Source organism: Knoellia sp. LjRoot47 (assembly GCF_964253435.1).
Classification (GTDB): Bacteria; Actinomycetota; Actinomycetes; order Actinomycetales; family Dermatophilaceae; genus Knoellia.
Genome location: NZ_CAXUQS020000002.1, coordinates 1 through 24,543 on the forward strand (window position 1 = coordinate 1; position 24,543 = coordinate 24,543).

The window sequence follows — 24,543 nt, forward strand, 5'->3', positions numbered from 1 at the left end:
GCGCGACGGTCAGGAGGTGACGACGTGGACCTCGTTGCCGTCCGGGTCGATGACGACGACGACGGCGCCGTCGAGACCACTGGACCCCGGCTGCAGGCTGGCACCGAGCGCGACGAGACGGTCGAGCTCGGCGTCAAGGTCGGTGTCGGAGACCGCGACCTCGAGGTGGAACCGGTCACGCCCCAGCCGCGGCATGAGCGGCGGACCGCTCCACGTGATCTTCGAGCCGCCCGTCGGTGACTGGATCGCGGTCTCCTCGTCCTGGTCCCACACGAGCGGCCAGCCGAGGAACTCGCTCCAGAACAGGCCGAGCTTCCGGGACCCGTCGCAGTTGATGCCGCCGATGACGCCCGTGTCGGCGAGGAAGCCGTTGCCGGGCTCGATGACGCACAGCTCGTTGCCCTCGGGGTCGGCGAGGACGACGTGCCCGTCGTCCTCGGTCTGCCCGATGTCGATGTGCTGCCCGCCGAGCTCGAGCGCCCGCGCGACCGTGGCCGCCATGGCCGCGTCCGAGGAGCTGGTGAGGTCGAAGTGGATGCGGTTCTGCCCGACCTTGGGCGTGTCACCCTCGCGGAGGACGATCCGGTATGCCGTGCCGTCGTGGGGGAGCGCATGGACTTCCCCGGACAGGTGTTCGACGAGCTCCCATCCGAGGACCCCGGCCCAGAACCGGCCGGCGGCCACCGGGTCGGAGCACTCGATGCTGATGCCGTGGAAACGTGCCGTCGCCATGGCGCCACCGTAGGGACGCCACGGACGGGGCCGCAACGCGATTTCGCGTGCCGCGACCCGTCGATCGCGCGGCGTCTAGGGTGCGAGGCATGCCCGGTGCCGAGGTCACGCGATGATCCTGCCCGCGGTGCGCGACCCGCGGCTCGTCACCGTCCGGCGCGGTGGCAGCCTCACCGACGAGGACCACCACCTGCTCGCGCTGTGGGCGGCCGACTGCGCCGAGCACGTCCTACCGCTCTTCGAGTCGGAACGTCCCACAGACCGAAGGCCCCGGCACGCCATCGAGGCGGTGCGGGCCTGGACGCGCGGGGAGGTCGCGATGATGGAGTCCCGGGCCACCGGGGGACACGCGATGGGAGCGGCCCGTGACCTCTCCGGCTCGGCGAGGCACGCAGCATACGCGGCTGGTCAGGCGGCCTGCGTCCCGCACGTCGCCGAGCACGACCTCGGCGCCGCGGCCTACGCGATCAAGGCCGTGCGTGCGACGGCGCGCGGAGATGACGGGATTGCCCTCGGGCGGCTGGAGCTCGCGTGGCAGCGCGAGCGGCTGCCCGCGCCGGTGCGTCAGCTCGTCCTCGAGGACATGGCGCGTCGCGACGACATCTGCTGGTCGGTGTTCGGTGCCTGAGGTCGGCGTCGAGGCCGACGGATAACCTGCGCGGATGGATGCACCGCAAGGATCGCGCAGACGACGACGTGCCGACGTCACCGAGATCGAGCTCGTCGGTGGCATCGAGCGGCGCGAGCTGCACCTGGCCGAGCACGACCCGGCGTGGGCCGGGTGGTTCGCCGACCACGAGGCGCGGATCAGGGGCGCGCTGGGCGACACCGCCCTGGCCGTCGAGCACATCGGCTCGACCTCGGTCACGGGACTCGCCGCCAAGCCGATCCTCGACATCCTCGTGACCGTCGCCGACATCACGGCGGACGAGGACTACGTCGACCCGTTGGTGACGGCCGGCTACGTCCTGCGGGTTCGAGAGCCCGGGCACCGGCTCGTGCGCACCGAGCAGCGTGACGTGCACGTCCACATCCTCGAGACCGGCGACCCGGCGGCGATCGACTACCTGCTGCTGCGCGACCACCTGCGCGCCGACCACGCGGACCGACGACTCTACGAGGACACCAAGAGAGAGCTCGTGACGCGCGACTGGTCCGACATGAACGCTTACGCCTACGCCAAGACCGAAATCATCGAGTCGATCAAGGCCCGTGCGAGGGCCCGCACGGACGCTTCCCCCGACCCCTCCGTATAACGCCGATAATCAACATTATGTCAAGTAGAGTAGTGGGGATGCCGTTTATGCACTTTCGCACTCCCCTCTAGGGTCGAACCGTGATCCGGATCGGGGTGTCGGGCTGGAGGTATGCCGGGTGGCGCGGCGACTTCTACCCGACCGGTCTGCGCCAGAAGGACGAGCTCAGCCACGTCGGTGAACGCATGTCGAGCGTCGAGATCAACGGCTCGTTCTACTCGCTGCAGCGTCCGACGTCCTACCAGCGCTGGCGCTCGTCGGTGCCCGACGACTTCGTGTTCGCCGTCAAGGGCAGTCGGTACGTGACCCACATGAAGGCGTTGCGGGACGTCGAGACGCCACTGGCCAACTTCTTCGCCTCCGGGCCGCTCGCCCTGGGTCCGACGTTGGGGCCGCTGCTCTGGCAGCTGCCGGAACGGCTCGTGTTCGACGAGGAGCTGGTTGCGACCTTCCTCGGGCTGCTCCCCCGAAGCCACGGCGAGGCGGCGACCCTCGCCGCGCGTCACGACGACCGGATCGTCGACGAGCGAGCGTTCACTCAGGCCGAGGTGACGGCTCCCCTGCGCCATGCGTTCGAACCGCGCCACGAGTCGTGGAACTCGCCGACCGCCCGAGCGCTGCTGGCAGACCACGGAGCCGCCCTCGTGCACGCCGACACCGCAGGGCGCTTCCCGACGATGGGCGACGGGACCGCGGACTTCCACTACGTCCGTCTCCACGGTGAGCAGAAGCTGTATGCCGGCGGCTACAGCGACGAGACGCTCGACGCCTGGGCGGGTCGGCTCGTTCAGTGGGACGCCGCGGGCGAGGACACCTACGTCTACTTCGACAACGACATCGACGGTCGCGCTCCGTGGGACGCGCTGCACCTGCTCGACCGGGTGAGCCCCTAAGGGCCGGCACTCCCCCGCCTCAGCCGAGGCCGCGGTGCGAGCTCCACATCTGCGCGGCTCGGGTGGCCGCGGCGTCGATGAGTGCTGCGAGCTCGGGTCGGTCCGGCACCCGGAAGGACGTGTATCCGCCACGTCCACCCGCCATCGGGCGGCCGTACGCCTTGGCGGCGACGTGCCCGTCCGGCAGCAACCGCACGTTGATCGAGGTCAGCAGGAACTCCTCGCCGCGGCGCGAGTCGTGCCACTGGAGCGACTCGGGAACGGTGACGTTGATCGCCAGCGCGCTGACCTCCACCTCGTCGGCGCCCGGGACGGCAGCCGAGTCGTTCATGACACCTCCTGCGTCGAGTCGTTGTGCTGGAGCGCGGCCACGAGCATCCTCAGCCCCTGCGCCTCGAAACCCTCGTCACCGACCTGGTGGGCCCAGGCTGCGGTCGAGACCGCCTCACGCAGGAGCTGTCGACGCCAGGCCCGGGGCTCCCTCGGGTCCGAGCCGTAGCCCTCGACGAACGCGCGCTCGAGGTCCGGTCTCCCGACGAACTGCTGGACGGCCAGCCGGGTCCAGTCGGTGTACGCCGGACGGAGGTCGGCCCGGCCGAGGTCGATGACCCGGACGGTGCCGTTGTCGACCACCCAGTTGCGCGGCTGCCAGTCGCCGTGCGTCGGCACGAGCACGGCGACGTCGTCGGACCAGCGCTCGACCTCGGCACGCACGCGCTCGACCTGGTCCCTCGGGATCCGGTGCGGACGGTCGAGCCACGCGAGCGTCCGCTCCGTCTCCCGCCCCTCGTGACCGGGGTCCTCGACGGCACTCTGGCCGTGCATCCGGGCCAGCAGCGCACCGGCCTGTCGGTAGGTGTCGGTCTCCCCCTCCGCCCCACTCCCCTGGACCAACGACCCCGGCACCCACTCGGTGACGAGGATGCGCGCGCTCTCGTCAGCGAACCGCAGGACCGGCGCCGCTCCCACCGAGGTCCACGGCTCGAGCCACTGAGCGTGAGCCCGGAGCTCACGCACGAGGTGGTGGTCGTCCGCTGCCGCAGCCTTGACGGCATACGTCCTGTCGTCGACCGCGACCTCGAGCACGACCGTGCTCGTGAGCCCCCAGCTGTGGTCCCGCACGACCTGCGCACCGGGCAGCCACGCGTCGAGCAACCCCAGCTGACGCGGGCTCAGCCGGGACCTCAGGGGATCGGGCACGGCGCACCCTCGCAGCACGGGCGGATGTAGCCGCACCCGTCACAGCGCTCGTGCGAGGTCTCCCATCGCATGAGACGGCCACAGTTCGGGCACGGTTCGGTGAGATCAGCCATATCGTCAAGCCTATGGGCTTCCGCGTCATCCCCTGGGACCTGACTCGTGGGACGGCTTCGCCGACCTCGTCGACCGCAACAGCGGCATCTTCGGGGGCTGCTGGTGCATCGGCTTCCACCTCGACCGCGGTGAGCGCGGCCTCGACCACCGCGAGGCCAGGCACGAGCGGGTGCTCACCGACCGCGCCCACGCGGCCCTCGTCGTCGACGACGAGGGTGCGGTCCAGGGCTGGGCCCAGTTCGGTGACGTCGAGGAGCTGCCCGGGATCAAGCACCGCAGGGTCTACGACCAGGACCCTCCCCCGGTGCCGGACTGGCGGATCACGTGCGTCGTCGTCGACAAGCAGCACCGCGGGCAGGGCGTGGCCCGGCAGGCGGTCGAGGGTGCGGTGGACCTCATCGCGAGGGCGGGCGGCGGTGTGGTCGAGGCCATCCCCGAGATGACAGCGGGGAGAGACGCCCCCGGCCGGTTCCTCTTCAGCGCCACCCTCGAGCTCTTCGAGGACCTCGGCTTCACCCGGGTGCGGCAGGTCGGCAAGCACGCGCGGGTCGTCAGCCGTCGGCTCGAGCCGGTGAGCTGAGCCGTGGGGCTGGCGAGCGACCTCGGCTACCACCACAGCACGGCCAACCCCGCGCAGGCCGCGGTGCGATGGCTCGGCGGGACCCGCGCCGGCGGCTGGGTGTTCTCACGCACCCTGCGCCACCTCGACACCGCGGTCTCACGCCTCACCGGTGGCCGACACAGCGCACCCGGCCTCCTGACGGGGATCGCCGTCCTCACCGTCACCACGACCGGGCGGCGCTCCGGAGCACGACGCACGAGCCACCTCATCGCCACTCCCCTGGCCGGTGACCTCGCCCTGCTCGGCACGAACTTCGGCCAGGAGTCCACCCCCGCCTGGGTCCTCAACCTCGAGGCAGATTCGGAGTGCACGCTGACCTACCGGGGACGCAGCATCCGGGCGCAGGCACGCCCCGCCACCCCCGCCGAGGTCGACGAGGTCTTCGCCCGGGCCGCGACGTTCTACGACGGCTACCGCCGCTACCGCTCGCGCATCAACGACCGCAGGCGGGTGCGCGTCTTCGTCCTCAGTGAGAGCGTCGGCTAGTCGAAAACCGTTGCGGCACAGCGCGACCCGCCGTCATCGGTGCTCAGACCACCAGGTCGACCCGCAGCTCCACGGTCACGACGTCGCCGAGCTCGACCTGCTCGGCACGCCGCACCCTGTCCTTGAGCGGGACGACGTAGCCGCCGTCCTTGGGCCAGAGCGACGTCGTCCACGACGTGTCGCCGATGCTCACCGCGACGGGCACCATCCCCCATCCGTAGCTCACGACCTCGGCGGCGTCGCGCACCTCGTCACAGAGCTCGTCCGGGACGGACACGAAGTGGTAGGGCGCCGGGCCGCGCCACTCCCACACCTCGGCCTCGAAGGCGAGCTCGACGACGTCCGACGCACCCATGGCGACCACCGTAGGACCTGCGGAGGACACACAGCCCTGACCCGGCATACCAAGTCTTGACTGGCGACAGACCCGATGCTGACCGGAGCGTTCCTAGGTTGGTGCTGCGATGCCGACCAGGTGATCAGGGAGTTCGTCCTCGGCAGCGCGTCGACTGCGCGATTTCCTCCCGCGCGGTCCGAAGTCACCGCCACCGGTACCCAGGGGCTCTGAGCCGGTGGGGGTGACTCACGTCCCGGGCAGGTCGAGCAGGTGCGCGCGCTCGTGGCCGATCGGCGTGAACCCCTCACGCAGCAGGAGCGGCAGCGACTCGCCACGTCGCGCCTTGGTGATCGCGGTGTGGCACCGCGTCGTCGCGGCGAGGTCGAGACGCGCGGCGAGCATCGCGGCATACACGCCCCGTCGTCGCGCGTGCGGGAGGACGGCCGCCCCGATGAGCGGTGCGACCTGCCACTCGAAGCCGACGCTCGCCCGACCCACAGGCTCCCCGTCGAGCCAGCCCACGACCCAGGCGCTGCGCGCGTGGTCGAGGTCGTCGAGGACCTCGGCGAGCCAGGCGTCGCGATCAGGTGGCACGGGGTTGTCGAAGACGGCGGAGCCGATGGTGATGACGGCGTCGAGACCGGCCGCGTCCTGCACGAGCGTCACCGCCACCCCGGGTGCGAACGCCGGGACGACGCCGTCGACGGCCCGGGCCACGCAGACCTGGTCCTCGGTCGTCGTGGCACCAGCGTCGAGGACGAGCTCCTCGAGACCCGCGGGGGTCGAGTCGTCGCGGAACCACCACTCCGCGCCGCGCGCTCCGCGCTCGCGAAGGTATGCCGTGAGGTCCGCGAAGAGGTCCGCCGGCTCGCGCTCGGACGCGGTCCAGTGCACGACGAACGGCCGGTCGGGGTCGTCCGGGTAGTGGCTGACCAGGGCCTCGTCGTGGGGAAGCGTCACGTAGCCGCGGCTCGGGACCACCCCGTGACGCGTCATCGCGCGCATCACGAGCTCGGGGAACGGCTGGTCCGAGGTCACCGACCCCGTCACTCCTCGAAGCGGCTCGGGTCACCAGCCCCCACGCGCACGACCTCGGGCAGGTCGCCCGAGAGGTCGACCACCGTCGTGGGCTCGCTGCCGCACTCCCCCGAGTCGATGACGACGTCGACGACGTGGTCGAGCTCCTCCTTGACCTGCCAGCCGTCGGTCATCGGCTCGCTCTCGCCGGGGAGGATGAGCGTCGACGTGAGCATCGGCTCGCCGAGCTCGGCGAGCAGCGCCCGGACGACGGGGTGCTCGGGGATGCGGACGCCGACGGTCTTCTTCTTGGGGTGGAGCAGCTTGCGCGGCACCTCACCGGTCGCCGGGAGGATGAAGGTGTAGGGCCCCGGCGTGGACGCCTTGACCGCGCGGAAGACCGAGTTGTCGACGTGGACGAAGTGCCCCAGCTGGGCGAAGTCGGCGCACACGAGGGTGTAGTGGTGCTTGTCGTCGAGCTTGCGGATGTCGCGGATCCGGTCCTTGGCGGACTGGTTGCCGAGCGCCGCGCCGAGGGCGTAGCCCGAGTCGGTCGGATAGGCGATGAGTCCGCCGTCCCTCAGCGTCGCGACGGCCTGGGCGATTGAACGGGGCTGCGGGTCGACGGGGTGGACGTCGAGGTAGCGCGCCATCGCTCAGTCCTCGACCATCGTGACCGGGGTCCCGAGCTGGACCGCTCGGGAGACGGTGCAGAGGCGGTCGTGCGACTGGGCGATCGCGCGTGGCAGCATCTCGCGGGCCTTGTCGCCCTCGGGTCCCTCGGGGAAGCGCACCCTGAAGGTCACCTCGAGGTCGGTCATGTGGTTGCCCTTGACCGGGTCCTTGGCCTTGACGCCGGTGCTCGTGGCGGTGAACTCGGTCGGCTCTGCGCGCTTGCTCGTGATGAAGTCGACGTCGATGGCGCTACAGCCCGCGATCGCGGTGAGCAGGAGCTCGACCGGCGTGAAGTCGTCGGTCTCGCCCGTGCCGATGTGGAGCGTCCCGCCGCGCACGTTGGTCACGTCGAACTCGCCGTGGGCGGTCCGCGACATGGTCACCGAGCGGTGGCCCGTCCCCGTGCCGCCCGTCTCCTGCGCGACGCCGTGCTCGGTGTCGGTCATGTGGTGCTCCATTTCTCGTCGATGGCGCGCACGACCTTGAGGTCGCGAGCCGTGAGTGGGGTGCCGGCGAGCCGCTCGAGCTTGGCCCCGGCGAGCTTGGACACGGTGAAGGCCGTGTCGATCTCGAGCAGGATGTCTCGCCCCACGACGCGTGAACGTTCCGGAGTCGCGTCGTATGCCGTGAGCGCCTGTGCCGCGTCCTTGCTCACCTCGCCCTTGGCGAACGCGACGTAGCGCCGGGCACCCTCGGCGAGCAGCGGCGGCGTGGCGTCGACCGCCTTGCGGAGCGCTGCGAGCTCGGACGGCGACCGGACCATGGTCGGCACCTCGAAGCCGCGCCACTCCCCCAGCAGCTCCTCGAGGGCCGCCTCGACCTTGGCCTGGGACCGCATCGTCGACGACAGGGCGATGTTGCCCGTCTGGATGTGGGTCTGGACGTCGGTGAACCCCGCGCCCTCGAGCCGTTCGCGCAGCTCGGCCATGGGCACCTTGTGGTGAGGACCGAGGTTGATCGCCCTGAGGAAGGCGAGGTGGCGCGGCATACCGGGATCCTGCCAGAGTGACGACCATGACCGGCGCACCCGCTGTCCCCGAAGGACGCATCGTCCTCGTCCGCCACGGCAAGACGGAGTGGAGCGAGTCGGGGCAGCACACCGGGACGACCGACCTGCCGTTGACCGAGCAGGGTGAGGCGGACGCGGCGACGCTCGGCGAGCGGCTCACCGGCTTCGACTTCGGGCTCGTCCTGTCCTCACCCATGCAGCGGGCACGGCGGACCGCCGAGATCGCCGGGTTTGGGTCGCGGGCCGAGGTCGACGACAACCTCGTGGAGTGGGACTACGGCGCCTACGAGGGCCGCACGACCAAGGAGATCAGGGCTGAGCTCGGCTACGACTGGGCGGTCTTCGAGCACGGCGTCGTGCCGGGGACCACGCCCGGCGAGACCGTCGAGGAGGTCGCGGCGAGGACATCACGTGTGCTGCTGCGCGCGGCGCCGGTGCTGGCGTCACGCGACGTGCTCCTCTTCGGGCACGGGCACGCGCTGCGCATCCTCGCGACGGTGTTCCTGCGCGAGCAGCCCCGTGGCGCGGCCAAGCTGCTGCTGGACGCGGGGTCGGTGAGCGTCCTCGAGTACGAGCGCGAGCAGCCGGCGATCAAGCTCTGGAACAGCCTGGGCTGAGGTCGCTCAGCGTGAGCGGCCGCCCGAGGCCGGGGCTCGGTCAGGGCAGCGGCCAGGTGTGGACCGGCTCGTTGGTGGCCATGTGCTCGGAGTAGAGCGCGAGCATCTGGTGCAGCGCCGTGCGCCGGTCGCTGCCTTGGTCCTCGAAGCGGCGGACCGCGTCGGTCTGCCACGTGGCCCCGTTGACGCCGGCCCGGGCGCGGGCCTCGATGATCCCGAGGAAGCGGTCGCGGACGGCCTGCGAGACTCCCCACTCCTCGAGGCCCTCGTGGGCGAGCGGCAGCAGGTGGCGCAGGACGAGCTCGTCGGCGCCGACCTCGCCGTAGCCGGGCCAGTAGAGCCGCGACTCGATGCCGTCACGGGCGCCCAGGTGGAAGTTCTCCTCGCACGCGGCGAAGCTCATCTTCGTCCAGACGGGCCGCTCGGTGGAGGCGAGCTTGCGGACCGCGCCGTAGTAGAACGCAGCGTTCGCCAGGGTGTCGGCGATGGTCGGCCCGGCCGGCAGCACGCGGTTCTCGACGCGGAGGTGGGGCCGGCCCTTGACGATGTCGTAGATCGGCCGGTTCCAGCGGTAGACCGTGCCGTTGTGCAGCCGCAGCTCGGCGAGGTCGGGCGCCTCCCCCGCCTCGAGGCGGGCCATCGGGTCCTCGTCGGTCGTCTCGGCGAGCAGCGCCGGGAAGTAGCGCGAGTTCTCCTCGAACAGGTCGAAGATGCTCGTGATCCACCGCTCGCCGAAGAACACGCGCGGGCGCACGCCCTGGTTCTTGAGCTCGATGGGCCGGGTGTCGGTGGCCTGCTTGAACAGCTCGATCCGGGTCTCGGCGTGCAGGCGCTGCCCGAAGAAGAACGGCGAGTTGGCCGCGAGGGCCACCTGCACCGGTGACAGCGCCTGGGCGGCGTTCCAGTGGTCGGCGAAGTCCGCGGGCGTCACCTGGAGGTGGAGCTGGACGCTGGTGCACGCCGACTCGGGTGCGATGGAGTTGCAGTAGGTCGCGACGCGCTCGCCGTGCGGACCGTGGATGTCGAGGTAGATGTCCTCGCCGCGCGCCACGAAGATCGAGTCGTTGAGGGCGGTGTAGCGGTTGTTGTCGCTGATCCAGTCGCCCTCGTAGTGCTCGGGCATGATCGTCGGCAGGATGCCGATCGACACGAGCCGCGAGCCCACCTCGCGGGCCTTGGAGTCGGCGGCGTTGAGCGAGGCCCGCAGGTCCTCCTCGAGCTCGAGGGCGGAGTCGCCGGGGAGCGGGCGCGGCGGGACGTTGAGCTCGATGTTGTACTGCGCCAGCTCGGTCTGGTAGCCGGGGTCGGCGATCGCCTGCAGCACCTCCGCGTTGGCGAAGTGCGGGTCGTAGTCGCCGTTGACGAGGTTGAGCTCGATCTCGAGTCCGGTCATCGGGCGCTCGAACTCGAACTGGTCCTGCGTGAGCATCCGCTCGAAGACGTCGAGGTTCTGCCGCACCTTCTCGCGGTAGCGCTGACGCTCCTCGCGCGTGTAGCTCTGTGCGCTGACCTCAGCACCCACACCCATCACCTCCGGTACTCGTCGGCCACGGCGCGGCTCGAACGCCAACTCAACCACCATCCGAGCACAGCGCGCGAGGGGAACGTGACCGAATCCGCGTTTCGGTCATCGGCCCTGTCGGTGCGCCCACCTAGCCTCGAACCGTGCGCATGATCCACACCTCCGACTGGCACCTGGGACGAGCGTTCCACCAGGTGGGGCTGCACCGCGCCCAGTCGGCCTACCTCGACCACCTCGTCGACGTGGTCCGCTCGGAGTCCGTGGACGCCGTGCTCGTCTCGGGTGACGTCTACGACCGCGCCCTGCCCGCTCCGGACACCGTGGCCCTGCTCTCCGACGCGGTCGAGCGCCTCATCGACGCGGGCGCGGCCGTCGTGCTGTCCAGCGGCAACCACGACTCGGCCATCCGGCTGGGCTTCGCCTCGCGTCTCCTCGAGAGGTCGGGCCTGCACATCCGCACGAGCCTCGACGACATCGGACGGCCGGTCCTGGTCAAGGGCGTCGCCGTGCACCCCCTCCCCTACCTCGAGCCCTCGCTCACGGCCGGGCCGCTCGGCGCCACCGAGCGCACCCACGCCGGCGTCCTGCGCGCGGCCATGGACCGTGTGCGGGCCTCGCTCGCCGACGGCGGGCACGAGCGTTCGGTCGTCATGGCCCACGCCTTCGTCACCGGTGGTGCCACGAGCGAGTCCGAGCGTGACATCTCCGTCGGTGGCGTCGCCGCGGTCCCGCCCGAGGTCTTCGACGGCGTCGACTACGCCGCGCTCGGGCACCTCCACGGCCGTCAGGAGGTCGGCGAGGGCGTGCGCTACTCGGGGTCCCCGGTCGCCATGTCGTTCAGCGAGGCCCGTCACACCAAGGGGTCCTGGCTCGTCGACCTGTCCGGCGACGACGCCGACGTCGAGTTCGTCGCCGCGCCCGTCGAGCGTCCGCTCGCCCTGCTCAGCGGCACGCTGGACGAGCTGCTGTCGGACCGTCGTCACGACGCCGCCGAGGACGCGTGGTGCCAGGTCACGCTCACCGACCCGGTGCGCCCGCTGGGCGCGATGGAGCGGCTGCGCGTCCGCTTCCCCCACACCCTCGACCTCCGCTTCGCGCCCACGGGCGCGGTCACGACGATGAGCGCGTATGCCGCCTCGCTCACCGAGCGCTCCGACCTCGCCGTCTGCTGCGACTTCCTCGCGCACGTGCGAGGTGGCCACGGCCCCGACGACGAGGAGCAGGCCCTGCTCGAGGAGGCCGTCGAGGGCGCCCGGCTGCGTCGGTCCGCCGCCGACGGCGAGACGGGCGCGACGACCTCACGGCGCTCGGGGGCGGCGTGAGGATCCACCGGCTCCGGGCCACGGCCTTCGGACCGTTCCCCGACGAGGTCACCGTCGACTTCGACACGCTCACCGCGGCCGGGCTCTTCCTCATCCACGGGCCCACGGGCGCGGGCAAGACGAGCCTGCTCGACGCCATCTGCTTCGCGCTGTTCGCCGACGTGCCCGGCGTGCGCGACCGGCGTGGCATCGTCAGCGACCACGCTGCACCCACGGCGACCCCGTCGGTCGAGCTGGAGTTCACCTGTGGCACACGGCGGTTCAGCCTCCACCGCTCGCCGGCCCACACCCGGCCCAAGAAGCGCGGCACCGGCACGATCGAGAATCCCGCGACCGTGACGCTCTCCGAGCACGACGGCGCCGGCTGGCGGGTGCTGTCCCACCGCAACGACGAGGCCGCCGAGGTCATCAACGACGTGCTCGGCATGGGCAAGGAGCAGTTCGCCAAGGTGGCGATGCTCCCCCAGGGCGAGTTCGCCGCCTTCCTCACGGCCAAGGACGACGAGCGCCGCGCCCTCCTGGAGAAGCTCTTCGACATCTCGAGGTTCGCCGACGTCGAGGAGTGGCTCGTCGGGCAGCGTCGTGAGAGCGAGGCCGCCGTCGCCAGCCTCCAGGCCGGCATCGACACCGACCTCGCCCGGCTCGGCGATGTCGTGGCGGCGGTCGGGCTCGTGGGCGACGGCGGTGAGGCGGCAGCGGACGGCTCGGCCCACCCCGACGGCGCCCCTGCCGCCGCGACGGACTCCCCCGAGGCGATCCGGGCCAGGCTCGACGCCCTCGGGGCCGAGCTCGACGGACAGCTCTCCGAGGCGATGGTGGCGCTCGACGTGACCGCCTCCGCAGAGGCCCTCGCCTCGGCCGACGCGGAACGTGCCCGGGCCACCATCGCCCTCCGCGCGCGAGCGGCCTCGGCCAGGTCCACCCTCGCGATGCTCGACGTCGCCGAGGACGACCTCGCCGCCGTGCGTGAAGCCCACGAGTCCGGGCGCCGAGCCGCGAGCGTGCGCGGCCACCTCGACACCGTCCAGCGGGCCACAGCCGACGCCGCGCGGCACGAGTCGCTGACCCAGGCAGCCGCGCGACGCGTGCTCGCCGTCGTCCCGGAGGCGGACGACCCGGCGACGCTCGTGGCCGATCTGCACCTGCACGACGACTCGGTGCGCGAGCTCGTCCGCCTCGAGGCACAGTCCGTGGCCCGGGCCGCCCGCGTCCGGACGCAGCAGCAGGCCGTCGACCAGGCCGGTGTCGTTCTCGAGACCGCCGACGCCGACCGCGAGGCTGCCGAGGCTGCTGCCTCCGAGGCCGAGGAGCTGCTCGCCGAGTCGGTCGAGGCCGGTGCCGCGCTCGACGGCGCCGCCGCGGCCGCCCGCGCCGCCGACCAGCGGGTCCGGCTCGCCCAACGCGTCGTGACCGACGAGGCCACCATCGCGAGTCTCGCCGAGGAGTCCGCCGCGGCACGCACCGCCGCCCAGGATGCCCGTGACCACGAGCAGGACCTCGTCGCACGACGGCTGGCGCAGATGGCCGCCGAGCTGGCCGAGGGCCTGGTCGAGGGGTCGTCCTGCCCGGTGTGCGGCTCGCACGACCACCCGGACCCCGCAGCCGGGACAGACCGGGTCACCCAGGCCGAGCTCGAGGAGGCACGCGAGCACCACGCCGCCCTCGTGGTGGCGCACCAGCACGCGGTGTCGACCGCAGCCAGCGCCGCGGCACTCCTCGCCGACGCCCTCGGGACGCTCGGTGTCGACTCTGTGCGCGAGCTCGACCTCGCCGCTGAGCGTGCCGCCGCGCAGGAGGCCACCGACCGGCACGACACCGTCCGCCGTCTGGCATCCCAGCGACCGGCACGCGAGCAGGCCCTGGCGGTACGGCGCGCCGACGTGGCTCGGATCGACGCCGCGGTCAGCGCCGCGCGACGTGATCTCGCCCGTGCGACGACCGTCGCGGAGGAGGAGCTGCGAGCCGAGGAGGCCGACCTCGCCGCCGTCCGCGAGCTGGAGCTCGCGCACGCGCTCTGCCCCTGCCGTCCCGCGCAGGGCGCCACCGGCGCCGCTGGCGACGACGCGACCGCCGCATCGGCGGTGCCTGCTCGTGGGGGTGCCGACGCGGCGGTGCCGAGCAGCGCCGAGGCCCTGGCCCGTCGCCACCACACCCTGACCTCCGACGCGTCGGCGTGGCTCGACGCCCTTGAGCGCCGGGTCACCGCGGCGGCACGCCTCGACGAGGCGTCGGCGGCGGCGACCGCGGCGGCGTACGAGGCCGGGTTCGACTCCGTCGAGGCGGCCGCCCTGGCCCTCGTTGCCCCCGCGACCCTCGAACGCCTCGGCGATCGGGTCCGCGACCACGACCGGGCCCGTTCCGCGGCGCTTGCCGTCCTCGACGACGAGGCCGTGCGCGCGGCCGAGTCCGCCCCCGAGCCGGAACTCGAGGTGGTCACCGCCGCCGCTCAGCAGGCGCGGGCTGCTCTGCTCGACGCCCAGTCCGACCGGACCCGGGTCGCAGCGGCCGCCAAGGCCTTCGCCACGGTGCGGGCCAGCCTCGTCGCCGGCCTCGACGCGGCGGGCCCCACGCTCGAGCGCCACCACCGGGTCAAGGACCTTGCCGACACCTTCGCCGGTGGCGGCGTCAACAACACCCTCCGGATGAGGCTCACCTCCTACGTCCTCGCGGCCCGGCTCGACAAGGTCGCGCAGCTCGCCAACGAGCGGCTGCGCGTCATGGGTGACGGCCGCTACCGGCTCGAGCACTCCGACCGGCTCGCCGCGCGCGGTGCCCGCAGTGGGCTGGGGCTGCGAGTGCTCGACCAGTGGACCGGCGTGACCCGCGAGACGTCCACGCTGTCCGGCGGCGAGGCCTTCATGGCCTCGCTCGCCCTCGCCCTGGGTCTGGCCGACGCCGTGCGCGAGGAGGCCGGCGGGTTCGACCTCGGCACGCTGTTCGTCGACGAGGGGTTCGGCACACTCGACGACGAGAGCCTCGAGCAGGTCATCTCCGTGCTGGACTCGCTGCGCGAGGGCGGCCGTGCGGTCGGAGTCGTCTCCCACGTCGGCGAGCTCCGCAGCCGGATCACCAGCCAGCTCGCCGTCCGCAAGACCGCGAGCGGGAGCACCGTCGCCGTCTCTGCCCCGGGCGCCGAGAGCGCCGCCTGAACGACACGCGCCGCGTGACCCGAGCGGGTCACGCGGCGCGTTCTCACGGCATACGGTGCCGTGAGGGTCAGTCCTCGAACGCCTCCGGCGGCGGGCAGGAGCAGACGAGGTGGCGGTCGCCGTAGGCGCCGTCGATGCGACGGACCGGCGGCCAGTACTTCGCGAGCGGGTCGACGCCCTTGGGGAAGGCCGCCTCCTCGCGCAAGTAGTCGACGTCCCACTCCCCCGCCAGCGAGAGCGCGGTGTGGGGAGCGCCGCGCAGGACGCTGGACTCGGCGTTGCCGGACGCACCCGCGGCGTCGATCTCGGTGCGGATGGCGATCATCGCGTCGCAGAAGCGGTCGAGCTCGGTCTTGTCCTCGCTCTCGGTCGGCTCGACCATGAGCGTGCCCGCGACCGGGAACGACATCGTCGGGGCGTGGAACCCGTAGTCGATGAGGCGCTTGGCGATGTCGTCCACGCTCACACCGGTCTCCTTGGTGAGCGGCCGCACGTCGAGGATGCACTCGTGGGCCACGAGCCCGTCCTCACCGGAGTACAGCACCGGGTAGGAGTCGCGCAGCCGGGCCGCGACGTAGTTGGCGTTGAGGACGGCGACCTCGGTCGCCCGGCGAAGGCCGGCGCCACCCATGAGGCGGACGTAGGCCCACGAGATCGGCAGGATCCCGGCCGAACCGTAGGGCGCCGCAGACACCGGGCCGACGCCGGTCTCGGGTCCGGCCTCCGGGTCGAGCGGGTGGTTGGGGAGGAACGGCGCGAGGTGCTCGCGCAGCGCCACAGGACCGACGCCCGGACCTCCGCCACCGTGCGGGATGCAGAAGGTCTTGTGCAGGTTGAGGTGCGACACGTCCGCCCCGAACCGGCCGGGCTGGGCGAGCCCGACGAGCGCGTTGAGGTTGGCGCCGTCGACGTAGACCTGGCCGCCTGCGTCGTGGACCATCGCGCAGAGGTCCTTGATGGTGTCCTCGAAGACGCCGTGGGTCGACGGGTAGGTCACCATGATCGCGGCGAGGTCGTCGCGGTGCTCCTCGACCTTGGCCTTGAGGTCGTCCATGTCGACGTTGCCGGTGATGGTGTCGGTCTTGACGACGACGACCTTCATTCCGGCCATGACGGCGCTCGCGGCGTTGGTTCCGTGCGCGCTCGCCGGGATGAGGCAGATGTTGCGCGCGGAGTCACCGCGCGAACGGTGGTATGCCGCGATGGCCAGGAGGCCGGCGAACTCACCCTGCGAACCGGCGTTGGGCTGGAGCGACACGGCGTCGTAGCCGGTGATGTCGCAGAGCCACTCCTCGAGCTGGCTCACGAGCGTGCGGATGCCCTCGGTCTGGTCGAGCGGCGCGAACGGGTGGAGGTTCGCGAACTCCGGCCACGTGATGGCGAGCATCTCGGTCGTCGCGTTGAGCTTCATCGTGCAGGAGCCGAGCGGGATCATGCCGCGGTCGAGCGCGAAGTCGCGGTCGGAGAGCCGGCGCAGGTAGCGCAGCATCGCGGTCTCGCTGTGGTGGCTCGAGAACACGGGGTGGGTGAGGTAGTCCGAGGTGCGGTCGAGCGCTTCGCCCCAGCCCGGCTCGGCGATGGCGACCGAGGTCGGCTCGGCGACCCCGAAGGCCCGGGCCACGCCGGCGACGTCATCGAGGTCGGTGGTCTCGTCGACCGACACGATGACGGTGTCGGCGTCGTGCCGCCAGACGTTGGTGCCCTCGGCCAGCGCCGCGGCGACGACCTCGTCGGACTTGCCCGGCACGGTGATCGAGAGGGTGTCGAAGCGCGGGCCGGCTGCGACGTCGACGCCGCCGTCCACCAGGGCCGAGGCGAGGGCCTCGGCGTGGGCGTGGATGCGCAGCGCGATGGCGCGCAGGCCACGAGGGCCGTGGTAGACGGCATACATGCTCGCCATGACGGCGAGGAGGACCTGCGCGGTGCAGATGTTGGACGTCGCCTTCTCGCGACGGATGTGCTGTTCGCGGGTCTGCAGCGCGAGCCGGTAGGCCGGCGCGCCGGAGACGTCGACCGAGACGCCCACGAGGCGGCCGGGCAGGGTGCGCTCGAGCCCCTTGCGCACGGACATGTAGCCGGCGTGCGGACCGCCGAAGGCCATCGGCACACCGAACCGCTGCGTGGTGCCCACGGCGATGTCGGCGCCCCACTCCCCCGGCGCGACGGCGAGGGTGAGGGCCATGAGGTCGGCCGCGGCGGTGACGAGCGCGCCGGCTTCGTGGGCGGCGTCGGCCAGGGCGCGGTGCTCGCGCAGGCGGCCGTGGAGGTCGGGGTACTGGACGACGAGGCCGAACACGGCCCGACCACCGGCGGCCTGCGCCAGCGCGTCGGCGTCAGCCACCTCGGAGAGGTCGGCGACGACGATCTCGATCCCGAGCGGGAGAGCGCGGGTCTGCATGACCGCGAGGGTCTGCGGGAACACGGCCTTGTCGACGAGCAGCACCGCGTCGGCCGCGGCCTTGCTCGAACGGCGCATGAGAGTCATCGCCTCGGCGGCAGCCGTCGCCTCGTCGAGGAGCGAGGCGCCCGAGGTGGTGAGTCCGGTGAGGTCGCTGACGACGGTCTGGAAGTTGAGGAGCGCCTCGAGCCGTCCCTGCGAGATCTCGGGCTGGTACGGCGTGTATGCCGTGTACCAGGCCGGGTTCTCGAGGACGTTGCGCTGGATGACGGGCGGGACGACGGTGCCGTAGTAGCCCAGGCCGATCATCGACGTGAGGACCGAGTTGCGACCCGCGAGGGCCCGCAGCTCCTTGACGACGGCGGCCTCGGACGCGGCCGGGGCGATGTCCATCGCCCGGGTCGCCCGGATCGCGTCGGGCACGGCGGTCGAGGTGAGGTCGTCGAGGCTCGAGCGACCGATGGCCGAGAGCATCTGCGCCACGGCCGCGTCGTCGGGACCGATGTGGCGGCCGGCGAACGCGGGCAGGTCGGTCGGGCTGAGCGTGGTGTCGGTCATGAGGTGAGGCTCCTGGCGCACGGGACGGGCACGGGCCTCCCCATCTGTCGCGGCCTGGGCCGTCTCAGAGGTGCCTGATCCGTGCGGTCCTTTGCGCCTGAGAGGTTCCGGGGAGTTTGCCCCTTCGGCGCCCCGGTCCCTGTCGGGCCGAGGACTCTCCCGCACGGTTTTTGCGGCGCGCTCAGGGTAACAAAACGGTGCGTGCCCCGGAGGGCACGCACCGCTGGTGGTCGTCGTGGCGTCGGTCAGGCGAGCCGGGCTGCGCGTCGTGCGCTGAGCTCGTCGTCCGGGTGCGCCGCAGGGGCCTCGTCGCTCGGGCGCTCGCTCGGCAGGTGCGAGAGGTCACCCTCGACCTCGCGCCACACCTTGCCGACGGCGATGCCGAAGACACCCTGTCCGCCCTGGAGCAGGTCGATGACCTCCTCGTCGGAGGTGCACTCGTAGACGGAGGCGCCGTCGCTCATGAGCGTGATCTGGGCCAAGTCGTCGACCCCGCGATCACGCAGGACCTGGACGGCCCCACGGATCTGCTGGAGCGAGACCCCGGTGTCGAGCAGCCGCTTGACGATCTTGAGCGCGAGGATGTCGCGGAAGCCGTAGAGACGCTGCGATCCGGAGCCGGCCGCGCCCCGCACGGAAGGCTCGACGAGCGCGGTGCGGGCCCAGTAGTCGAGCTGGCGGTAGGTGATCCCCGCGGCCTTGCAGGCCGTGGGGCCGCGGTAGCCCATCTCCTCGTCGAGCTCGGGCAGGTCGTCGGTGAACAGCAGACCCTGGGCCGCGACCGGCACATGCCCCTTGGGGTTCTCTTCGATGGCGTTCACGCCGGCCTCCTGCTGCTCCACGATGCGCTGTAACTACATGGTCGTCGTTCTCTTGAGGGCGACGCTAAGGGGCGGAGGGGCAGGGGTCAACTACCACTGGACCCTAACCTCACGCGTGTCGTGAGTCACTTCAGTAACACTCAGGCTCAACTAGACGGTTGCTGTCCCGTGTCGAAGTCGTCCGCCGAGACGTGGTCGAGGAACTCCTTGAACTTCTCGACCTCGTCGTCCTCCTGCTCTCCGGCCATGGCGACTCCGGCCTCGTCGAGCAGCTCCTCGGACGTGACGATCTCGACGCCGGCGCGCAGGGCCAGGGCGATCGCGTCGGAGGAGCGGGAGTCGATGCTCTGGCCGCCACCGCTCTCTCCCCCGTCGATGTCGAGGACGGCGTGGAAGACGCCCTCCTGCAGCGAAGTGATCCGGACTCGGTCGATCGAGTGGCCGAGGTCGGTGAGGACGTTCTTGAGGAGGTCGTGGGTGAGCGGCCGAGGCGGCACCACCCCCTGCTGGGCGTAGGCGATCGCGGCAGCCTCAGCAGCACCCACCCAGATGGGCAGGTAGCGGCTCCCGTCGCGCTCGCGGAGCAGGACGATGGGCTGGTTCGTCGGCATCTCGACTCGGACCCCGAGGACGTCCAATGGCTTCACTGCTCCACCGTACGTCGTCAGGGTCGAGCCAGACCACCCTTGACCAGGGCGGCGTGGAGCTGCAGGCACAGCCGCGCCACCTGGGCCTGGTCGGCTGCCCGTCCCCCGGCCCGCCGCGTGCTCATCGCCTGCTCCACGAGGCCCACCTCGCGGTCCGCGGCCGTCCGGAACGGCCGCAGGTGCCGCGCCTCGATCCCGTATGCCGCGAGGCCGGCGGCCGCGTGCGCCGCCTGGAGCTCGGTGGCGGAGAAGTGCCCGTCGGCGTCGCTGTTGAGCACACCGAAACCCTCGAGCGAGGCGATGACGTCGGGCTCCAGCCCGGTGGCCTCGGCCAGCTCGTCGCGCGTGAGCCGCACGACCCGCTCGCTCCGCAGCTCGGCCTCATCAGGGACGTCAGGGTCGGACGCGGGCCGCGGCGGACGGGGCCGGGCATCACTGTCGACCGCCGGCTCGAGACCACGGTCGATCGCGTCCAGAGACTCACGGATGACCTTGAGCGGCCAGAACCGGTCTCGCTGGGCACGCAGGACGTAGCGCAGGCGCTCGACGTCGCTCGCGGCATACGTCCGGTAGCCCGCAGGCGTGCGCGCCGGCTCGACGAGACCCTCGGCCTCGAGGAAGCGGATCTTGGAGATGCTGATCTCGGGGAACTCCTCGCGCAGGGCGTCGAGGACCTTCCCGATCGTCAGCGGGCGGTCAGGCCTGCTTGGCGGCATAGAAGACCAGGCGGTACTTGCCGATCTGCACCTCGTCGCCGGTCTGCAACGTCGAGTCGTCGATCCGCTCACGGTTGACGTAGGTGCCGTTGAGCGAGCCCGCGTCCTTGACCACGAAGCGCCCCTCGGTGCGCTCGAACGTCGCGTGCTGGCGCGACACCGTCACGTCGTCGAGGAAGATGTCGCTCTCGGGGTGACGACCCGAGGTGACGACGTCGTCGTCGAGAAGAAACCGGGCGCCCGTGTTGGGACCGCGCAGGACGACGAGGAGGGCGGTGCCGGGGCGCAGCGCCTCGACGGTCGCCTGGTCGGCACGGGTGAGGACATGCTCGCTCTCGTGGACGACCTCGGACTGCTCGAGCCCGGGGACCGCCTGGAACTGCATCGTCGTCGACGACTCCGGCTCGCGGGCAGGCGCCGACTCCCCCTGCTGCGGGGTCGGCTCCGATGCGCGATCGGGCGTGTCGCGACTCTGGTCACTCATCTGTGCGGCTCCTCATATCGTCTGGAGCACTCACCCTAGATGACCACTCGAGGGATGACTAGGCATCCGGGCCCGAGAGCACCTGCGAATCAGCTGAGCTGTTGCTGGTAGGCCTCGACGTCAAGGAGGTCACCGACGGCGGCGGTGTCGCTGGGGCGCATCTCGTACATCCAGCCCTCGCCGTAGGGGTCGGAGTTCACGAGCTCGGGCGAGGCGTCGAGCGACGCGTTGACGGCGGTGATCTCGCCGGCCAGCGGCGCGTAGAGGTCGCTCACCGACTTCGTCGACTCGACCTCACCACACGCGTCGCCCACGGCTACGGTGTCGCCGACGGCGGGAAGGCTGACATAGACGACGTCACCGAGCGCGTCCTGGGCGAAGGAGGTGATCCCGATCCGCACGGTGTCCCCGTCGGCGGAGCGCACCCACTCGTGCTCGGCCGTGTAACGCAGGTCGCTCGGGTACTCGAGGTCGCTCATCGGTGAACTCCTTCTGGTCCGGTCAGGACGTGGTGGGGCTGGGAATGGGTCGAGCGTACTGAGGCTCGGAAACGCTCTGCAACGCGGACACCGTGACCTCGTCCTTGGTCTCGACGACGGCCTCGCCGCCGACGCTCCGGACGGTGTTGGTGACGCCGCCGGGGATCTCCATGGCCGACGCCAGGGTGGACCCGTCGCCGATCGCGGTGATGACGTAGGGCGCCGTGACGGCCTTGCCGGAGATCGAGATCCCGCCCTCACCATCGGTGAAGTACGTGTTGGCCACGATCCGCACGTCGTTGATCTCGACGGCCTCGGCGCCTGCGTCGCGCAGCTCCTGCAGCGTGTCGAGCAGCATCGGGGCCGTCACCCCGAAGTCGGGGTCGCGGACGGTGAGGACGATGCCGGGCCCCTTCGCGGGCGCCGTGCCCGTCAGGATGGCGAGCGAGTCGAGGCGCTGCTGGGCTGCCGTGCGCGCCTCGGTGAGGCTCGTCGTGTCGCTCTGGAGCCGGTCGCGGGAGAAGCGCAGCGTCTGGATCTCCTCGGCCAGCCGGTTCCCGTCCTGGTCGACGGTGTCGAGGATGCGGATGAGCTCGTCCTCACGCAGGTCCTCCAGGCCCTCGATGGAGGTCTGGCGCACCTGTGCGGCGATGGCGAAGCCCAGACCGATCGCGAGCAGCGTGGCGAGGACGTTGGCCTTGGTCGCGCGCGGTCGCGCCGCCCGACTCAGCCGGCGCCAGGCTCGCTGTGACGTCGTCGTGGGGCCGGGGCGGCCGGGATAGGGCTGCGAGTCGTCGACCGGTGCGAGGTCGGTGTCGTCCCCGGCTGGGGCGCCGCGGTCGGGCTCCCCCGGCTTCTCGTGGCGCCCGTGCCACGTGCCGCCGGCCGACTCGGGTGCGTTCGCGCGTGCCGAGGACGCCTCGGTGACGGACCGGTCCTCGGGCTCGCGGGTCGGTTCGGCCTCGTGGAACGGGTCGGACTCGGGCGACGGGTCGGACTCGGGCGACGGGTCGGACTCGGGCGACGGGTCGGACTCGGGCGACCGCTCGAGGACGGTCCGGGGCGCACGAGCCGTCTCATGGACCGGGGCCGGCTCCGGCTCAGCCTCGACGGTCGCCTCGGGTTCGCGGACGGGGTGGGTCGCCGGACCGGTCACGTCGGCCTGCGCCTCCTCCGCCTCGCGGGCTGCGGACATCGCCTGGGCATAGATCTGCAACTCGGGCTCGGGCTCGTGTGCCGGCCGATCCTCGGAATCTCGCTCCACAGGCGACTGCGGGCCCGGAGTGCCCTGCGCGCGCTGCTCGGGCGCCTCGGACTCGGCAGGCTCCTCGACCTCGACCGGCGGGTCAACCCGGGTGGGCTGGTCGAACTCGGCCCCGGCGTCCTGAACCTCCGCGGGAACCCGACTGGGGGCGACAGCCTCGGTCTCCGCGGGAACCCGACTGGGGGCGACACCCTCGGTCTCCACGGGAACACCGGTCTCCGGTGCCTCGGTCTCCGGCGCCTCGGTCTCCGTCCCGGCAGGTGTCGGTCCGGGCCGCGCGGGCCCGCCCTGCCACGCCGAGGTGCCCCCCGGGCGGCGGGAGGCCTTGGACTTCTTCTTCTTGGGGCTCACGACGACCGGCTCAGGCGTTGAAGAGATGGCGACGGATCGAGGCCACGTTGGAGAAGATCCGGACGCCGAGAACGACGACGACACCCGTGGAGAGCTGGCTGCCGACACCGAGCTGGTCACCGAGGAAGACGATGAAGGCCGCGACGACGACATTGGACAGGAATGAGACCACGAAGACCTTGTCGTTGAAGATGCCGTCGAGGACCGCGCGGACGGCACCGAAGACCGCGTCGAGCGCGGCGATGACGGCGATCGGCAGGTACGGCTGGAGCCACAGGGGAACCTCGGGCTGCAGCAGGACACCGACGAGCACGCCGATGACGAGACCCAGGGCAGGAATCACGAGGGTTCTCCTTCGGGCGAGGGCGTGGCGGCGTCGTCGAGCCTAACCGCGGGCGTCGCGGCCCGGGTCCCCAGCGTCGCCGAGGCGGGGATCGTCACCTGCTTGCGCACCACGGTGCCCACCCTGATGCCGAACGAGTTCTTGAGCGTCGCGAGGTAGGTGCCGCCGCTGCCGTCGGCGAAGGTGGTCGGCATCTTCGACGGGTTGCCGATCGAGGTGATGACGTAGGGACGCTTGAGCGGCCGGTAGTCGACGAGGATCGCCTCGCCGGCGAAGCGGATCGCCGCGGTCGACGTGAGCCGCTGGCCGTTGACGGAGACCGCCTCGGCCCCGGCCTGCCAGAGGCTGTTGGTGATGATCTGCAGGTCGCGCGCGATGACCTTGCCGTCGGTCGAGCCCTTCTCGCCGCGCGGGTCCGAGTTGGTGCCCTCCCCCTCGTTGCTCGGCGCGTCGTCCACGGTGACGACGAAGCCCGGGCCCTGCACGGGGACGGCGCCGGCGACCAGCGAGAGCCGCTGGACCCTCTGAGCCAGCACCTCACTGACGTCGCGCAGGGTCTCGGCGTCGAGCGCGGCGATCTCGGACCGGAGCGCACCGGCCTGGGCCGCCTGCGTGTCGACCGACTTCTGTTCGCGCTCTATGCGCTCGATGAGGCTCGTCTTGGTGCGCTGCTTCGTCGTCTCGCCACCGCGCAGCTGCATCGCGGCGATCCCGACGAGGACACCGATGACCACGGCGAAGATGATGAGCGCCGGCGACCGCAGCCCGGTGGCCCGTGGCAGCCCCGCCTTCTCGCGCCGTTCGGCCGCCGCCGCGTAGCCGGGGTCGAGGGGTCGCTCGAGCATCGAGGTGATGAGCGTCATCGACGCGTCCGGCCGCCGGGCCGGACGGGGTGAGGCCGCACTCACGGGGCACTCCGGTCAGCGATGAGACGACGCAGCTGCACGGCATACAGGATCCCGGCGACCCAGTAGAGGACGGTGCCCCACCAGGCGAAGCCCCACCCGACCGGACGCATGAAGGTCGCGAGCCACCCGTCACCGTCAGCCATGAGGAGCGCCGGGAAGGCGTAGAGCAGGTTGAAGGTCGCAGCCTTGCCGATGAAGTGGACCGGCAGGCCAGTCCAGCCATGGCGCTTGGCGATGAGCACGACGACACCCATGAACGCCTCGCGCGCGAAGAGCACGACGACCAGCCACCACGGGATGATGTCACGCCACGCCAGGCCGACGAGGGTGGTGACGATGTAGAGGCGGTCGGCGATGGGGTCGAGCAGCTGCCCGACGCGCGAGACGAGGCCGAAGTGGCGGGCGATCTTGCCGTCGAGGTAATCAGTGATGCCGGACGCCATGAGGATGACGAGCGCGATCGCGTCGTGCTTGGTGGCGATGGCCCAGATGAAGGCCGGAACCCCGAGGAGCCGCAGCGCCGAGAGGGCGTTGGGCAGCGTGAGGACGCGGTCGACGGGGGCGCTGTCGGTCCCCCGCAGGCTCTCACCGGCAGTCATGTCCTCAGCCTATGTGGTCGTGTC

The 24,543-nt window shown here is 71.6% G+C and carries 27 protein-coding genes and 1 riboswitch; of the genes, 8 read left to right on the top strand and 19 right to left on the bottom strand.

The features are described 5' to 3' along the window. Positions 1-9: 9 nt before the first annotated feature. Positions 10-732 carry a VOC family protein gene (locus tag ACSQ11_RS14705; protein ID WP_436006825.1) on the bottom strand — a complete coding sequence of 241 codons (723 nt, stop codon included), beginning with the start codon at positions 730-732 and terminating at the stop codon, positions 10-12. Positions 733-844: 112 nt separating this feature from the next. On the opposite strand from ACSQ11_RS14705, the gene ACSQ11_RS14710 reads away from it, so the two are divergent. From ACSQ11_RS14710 to ACSQ11_RS14720, 3 genes are all read left to right on the top strand, one after another. Continuing rightward, complete coding sequence (locus tag ACSQ11_RS14710) at positions 845-1,360, top strand: putative immunity protein (protein WP_436006827.1); 516 nt, start codon at positions 845-847, stop codon at positions 1,358-1,360. A 34-nt stretch (positions 1,361-1,394) separates the two neighbouring features. After that, positions 1,395-1,988, top strand: a complete 594-nt coding sequence (locus ACSQ11_RS14715) for a GrpB family protein (protein WP_436006829.1) — start codon at positions 1,395-1,397, stop codon at positions 1,986-1,988. Positions 1,989-2,068: 80 nt separating this feature from the next. Next, on the top strand, positions 2,069-2,881 hold the full coding sequence (locus ACSQ11_RS14720; RefSeq protein ID WP_436006831.1) for a DUF72 domain-containing protein: 813 nt from the start codon (positions 2,069-2,071) through the stop codon (positions 2,879-2,881). Positions 2,882-2,900: 19 nt separating this feature from the next. On the opposite strand, the gene ACSQ11_RS14725 is transcribed toward ACSQ11_RS14720, so the two are convergent. Both ACSQ11_RS14725 and ACSQ11_RS14730 read right to left on the bottom strand, forming a co-directional pair. Further along, entirely contained in the window at positions 2,901-3,212 is a 312-nt protein-coding gene (locus ACSQ11_RS14725) for a hypothetical protein (RefSeq protein WP_436006833.1), read from the bottom strand. Continuing rightward, the gene (locus tag ACSQ11_RS14730) at positions 3,209-4,081 is read right to left on the bottom strand and encodes a phosphotransferase family protein (protein WP_436006835.1); all 873 of its coding nucleotides are present in this window, start codon (positions 4,079-4,081) and stop codon (positions 3,209-3,211) included. The genes ACSQ11_RS14725 and ACSQ11_RS14730 overlap by 4 nt, the downstream gene beginning before the upstream one ends. Positions 4,082-4,364: 283 nt before the next feature. On the opposite strand from ACSQ11_RS14730, the gene ACSQ11_RS14735 reads away from it, so the two are divergent. Both ACSQ11_RS14735 and ACSQ11_RS14740 read left to right on the top strand, forming a co-directional pair. Further along, positions 4,365-4,775: an N-acetyltransferase family protein gene (locus ACSQ11_RS14735; RefSeq protein WP_436006837.1), complete on the top strand. Its 411-nt coding sequence runs from the start codon at positions 4,365-4,367 to the stop codon at positions 4,773-4,775. A gap of 3 nt (positions 4,776-4,778) precedes the next feature. Next, entirely contained in the window at positions 4,779-5,303 is a 525-nt protein-coding gene (locus ACSQ11_RS14740; RefSeq protein WP_436006838.1) for a nitroreductase family deazaflavin-dependent oxidoreductase, read from the top strand. A 43-nt stretch (positions 5,304-5,346) separates the two neighbouring features. Here ACSQ11_RS14740 and ACSQ11_RS14745 read toward each other — a convergent pair whose 3' ends face one another. From ACSQ11_RS14745 to ACSQ11_RS14765, 5 genes are all read right to left on the bottom strand, one after another. Next, on the bottom strand, positions 5,347-5,658 hold the full coding sequence (locus ACSQ11_RS14745) for a DUF1905 domain-containing protein (protein ID WP_436006840.1): 312 nt from the start codon (positions 5,656-5,658) through the stop codon (positions 5,347-5,349). Between the two features lie 228 nt (positions 5,659-5,886). After that, positions 5,887-6,678, bottom strand: coding sequence for an N-acetyltransferase family protein (locus tag ACSQ11_RS14750; RefSeq protein WP_436006842.1), 792 nt, complete (start codon positions 6,676-6,678; stop codon positions 5,887-5,889). Positions 6,679-6,686: 8 nt separating this feature from the next. Then, positions 6,687-7,310 (bottom strand): L-threonylcarbamoyladenylate synthase, encoded by a 624-nt coding sequence (locus tag ACSQ11_RS14755; protein ID WP_436006844.1) that lies wholly within the window; start codon positions 7,308-7,310, stop codon positions 6,687-6,689. Positions 7,311-7,313: 3 nt separating this feature from the next. Beyond that, positions 7,314-7,778: an OsmC family protein gene (locus tag ACSQ11_RS14760; RefSeq protein ID WP_436006846.1), complete on the bottom strand. Its 465-nt coding sequence runs from the start codon at positions 7,776-7,778 to the stop codon at positions 7,314-7,316. After that, positions 7,775-8,320, bottom strand: a complete 546-nt coding sequence (locus ACSQ11_RS14765; RefSeq protein ID WP_436006848.1) for a DUF1697 domain-containing protein — start codon at positions 8,318-8,320, stop codon at positions 7,775-7,777. The genes ACSQ11_RS14760 and ACSQ11_RS14765 overlap by 4 nt, the downstream gene beginning before the upstream one ends. A gap of 26 nt (positions 8,321-8,346) precedes the next feature. On the opposite strand from ACSQ11_RS14765, the gene ACSQ11_RS14770 reads away from it, so the two are divergent. Continuing rightward, complete coding sequence (locus ACSQ11_RS14770) at positions 8,347-8,958, top strand: histidine phosphatase family protein (protein ID WP_436006850.1); 612 nt, start codon at positions 8,347-8,349, stop codon at positions 8,956-8,958. A gap of 40 nt (positions 8,959-8,998) precedes the next feature. On the opposite strand, the gene ACSQ11_RS14775 is transcribed toward ACSQ11_RS14770, so the two are convergent. Then, positions 8,999-10,480 (bottom strand): glutamate-cysteine ligase family protein, encoded by a 1,482-nt coding sequence (locus tag ACSQ11_RS14775; protein WP_436006852.1) that lies wholly within the window; start codon positions 10,478-10,480, stop codon positions 8,999-9,001. A 143-nt stretch (positions 10,481-10,623) separates the two neighbouring features. Between ACSQ11_RS14775 and ACSQ11_RS14780 the strand changes: the two genes are divergently transcribed. Continuing rightward, positions 10,624-11,802 carry an exonuclease SbcCD subunit D gene (locus tag ACSQ11_RS14780; RefSeq protein WP_436006854.1) on the top strand — a complete coding sequence of 393 codons (1,179 nt, stop codon included), beginning with the start codon at positions 10,624-10,626 and terminating at the stop codon, positions 11,800-11,802. After that, entirely contained in the window at positions 11,799-14,951 is a 3,153-nt protein-coding gene (locus ACSQ11_RS14785) for an AAA family ATPase (protein WP_436006856.1), read from the top strand. The genes ACSQ11_RS14780 and ACSQ11_RS14785 overlap by 4 nt, the downstream gene beginning before the upstream one ends. A gap of 67 nt (positions 14,952-15,018) precedes the next feature. On the opposite strand, the gene gcvP is transcribed toward ACSQ11_RS14785, so the two are convergent. The 10 genes from gcvP to ACSQ11_RS14835 form a co-directional block, all read right to left on the bottom strand. Then, entirely contained in the window at positions 15,019-17,907 is a 2,889-nt protein-coding gene (gene gcvP / locus ACSQ11_RS14790) for an aminomethyl-transferring glycine dehydrogenase (RefSeq protein WP_436006858.1), read from the bottom strand. 74 nt (positions 17,908-17,981) lie between these two features. Then, positions 17,982-18,079: riboswitch (glycine riboswitch) on the bottom strand. Between the two features lie 73 nt (positions 18,080-18,152). Further along, positions 18,153-18,728: a MerR family transcriptional regulator gene (locus tag ACSQ11_RS14795; RefSeq protein WP_436006860.1), complete on the bottom strand. Its 576-nt coding sequence runs from the start codon at positions 18,726-18,728 to the stop codon at positions 18,153-18,155. A gap of 146 nt (positions 18,729-18,874) precedes the next feature. Beyond that, positions 18,875-19,375, bottom strand: a complete 501-nt coding sequence (locus ACSQ11_RS14800; RefSeq protein WP_436006862.1) for a bifunctional nuclease family protein — start codon at positions 19,373-19,375, stop codon at positions 18,875-18,877. A gap of 17 nt (positions 19,376-19,392) precedes the next feature. Further along, a complete protein-coding gene (gene ftsR, locus ACSQ11_RS14805; protein WP_436006864.1) occupies positions 19,393-20,091 on the bottom strand; it encodes a transcriptional regulator FtsR in 699 nt (232 codons plus the stop codon). Continuing rightward, entirely contained in the window at positions 20,072-20,575 is a 504-nt protein-coding gene (locus ACSQ11_RS14810) for an FHA domain-containing protein (RefSeq protein ID WP_436006866.1), read from the bottom strand. The genes ftsR and ACSQ11_RS14810 overlap by 20 nt, the downstream gene beginning before the upstream one ends. Positions 20,576-20,664: 89 nt before the next feature. Then, positions 20,665-21,054 carry a glycine cleavage system protein GcvH gene (gene gcvH, locus ACSQ11_RS14815; RefSeq protein WP_436006868.1) on the bottom strand — a complete coding sequence of 130 codons (390 nt, stop codon included), beginning with the start codon at positions 21,052-21,054 and terminating at the stop codon, positions 20,665-20,667. A gap of 22 nt (positions 21,055-21,076) precedes the next feature. Next, positions 21,077-22,669 (bottom strand): DUF881 domain-containing protein, encoded by a 1,593-nt coding sequence (locus ACSQ11_RS14820; RefSeq protein ID WP_436006870.1) that lies wholly within the window; start codon positions 22,667-22,669, stop codon positions 21,077-21,079. A gap of 10 nt (positions 22,670-22,679) precedes the next feature. Then, complete coding sequence (locus ACSQ11_RS14825) at positions 22,680-23,012, bottom strand: small basic family protein (protein ID WP_436006872.1); 333 nt, start codon at positions 23,010-23,012, stop codon at positions 22,680-22,682. Then, positions 23,009-23,920, bottom strand: a complete 912-nt coding sequence (locus ACSQ11_RS14830) for a DUF881 domain-containing protein (RefSeq protein ID WP_436006874.1) — start codon at positions 23,918-23,920, stop codon at positions 23,009-23,011. The genes ACSQ11_RS14825 and ACSQ11_RS14830 overlap by 4 nt, the downstream gene beginning before the upstream one ends. Further along, positions 23,917-24,519, bottom strand: coding sequence for a CDP-alcohol phosphatidyltransferase family protein (locus ACSQ11_RS14835; protein WP_436006876.1), 603 nt, complete (start codon positions 24,517-24,519; stop codon positions 23,917-23,919). Before ACSQ11_RS14835 ends, ACSQ11_RS14830 begins: the two co-directional genes overlap by 4 nt. Positions 24,520-24,543 lie beyond the last annotated feature (24 nt).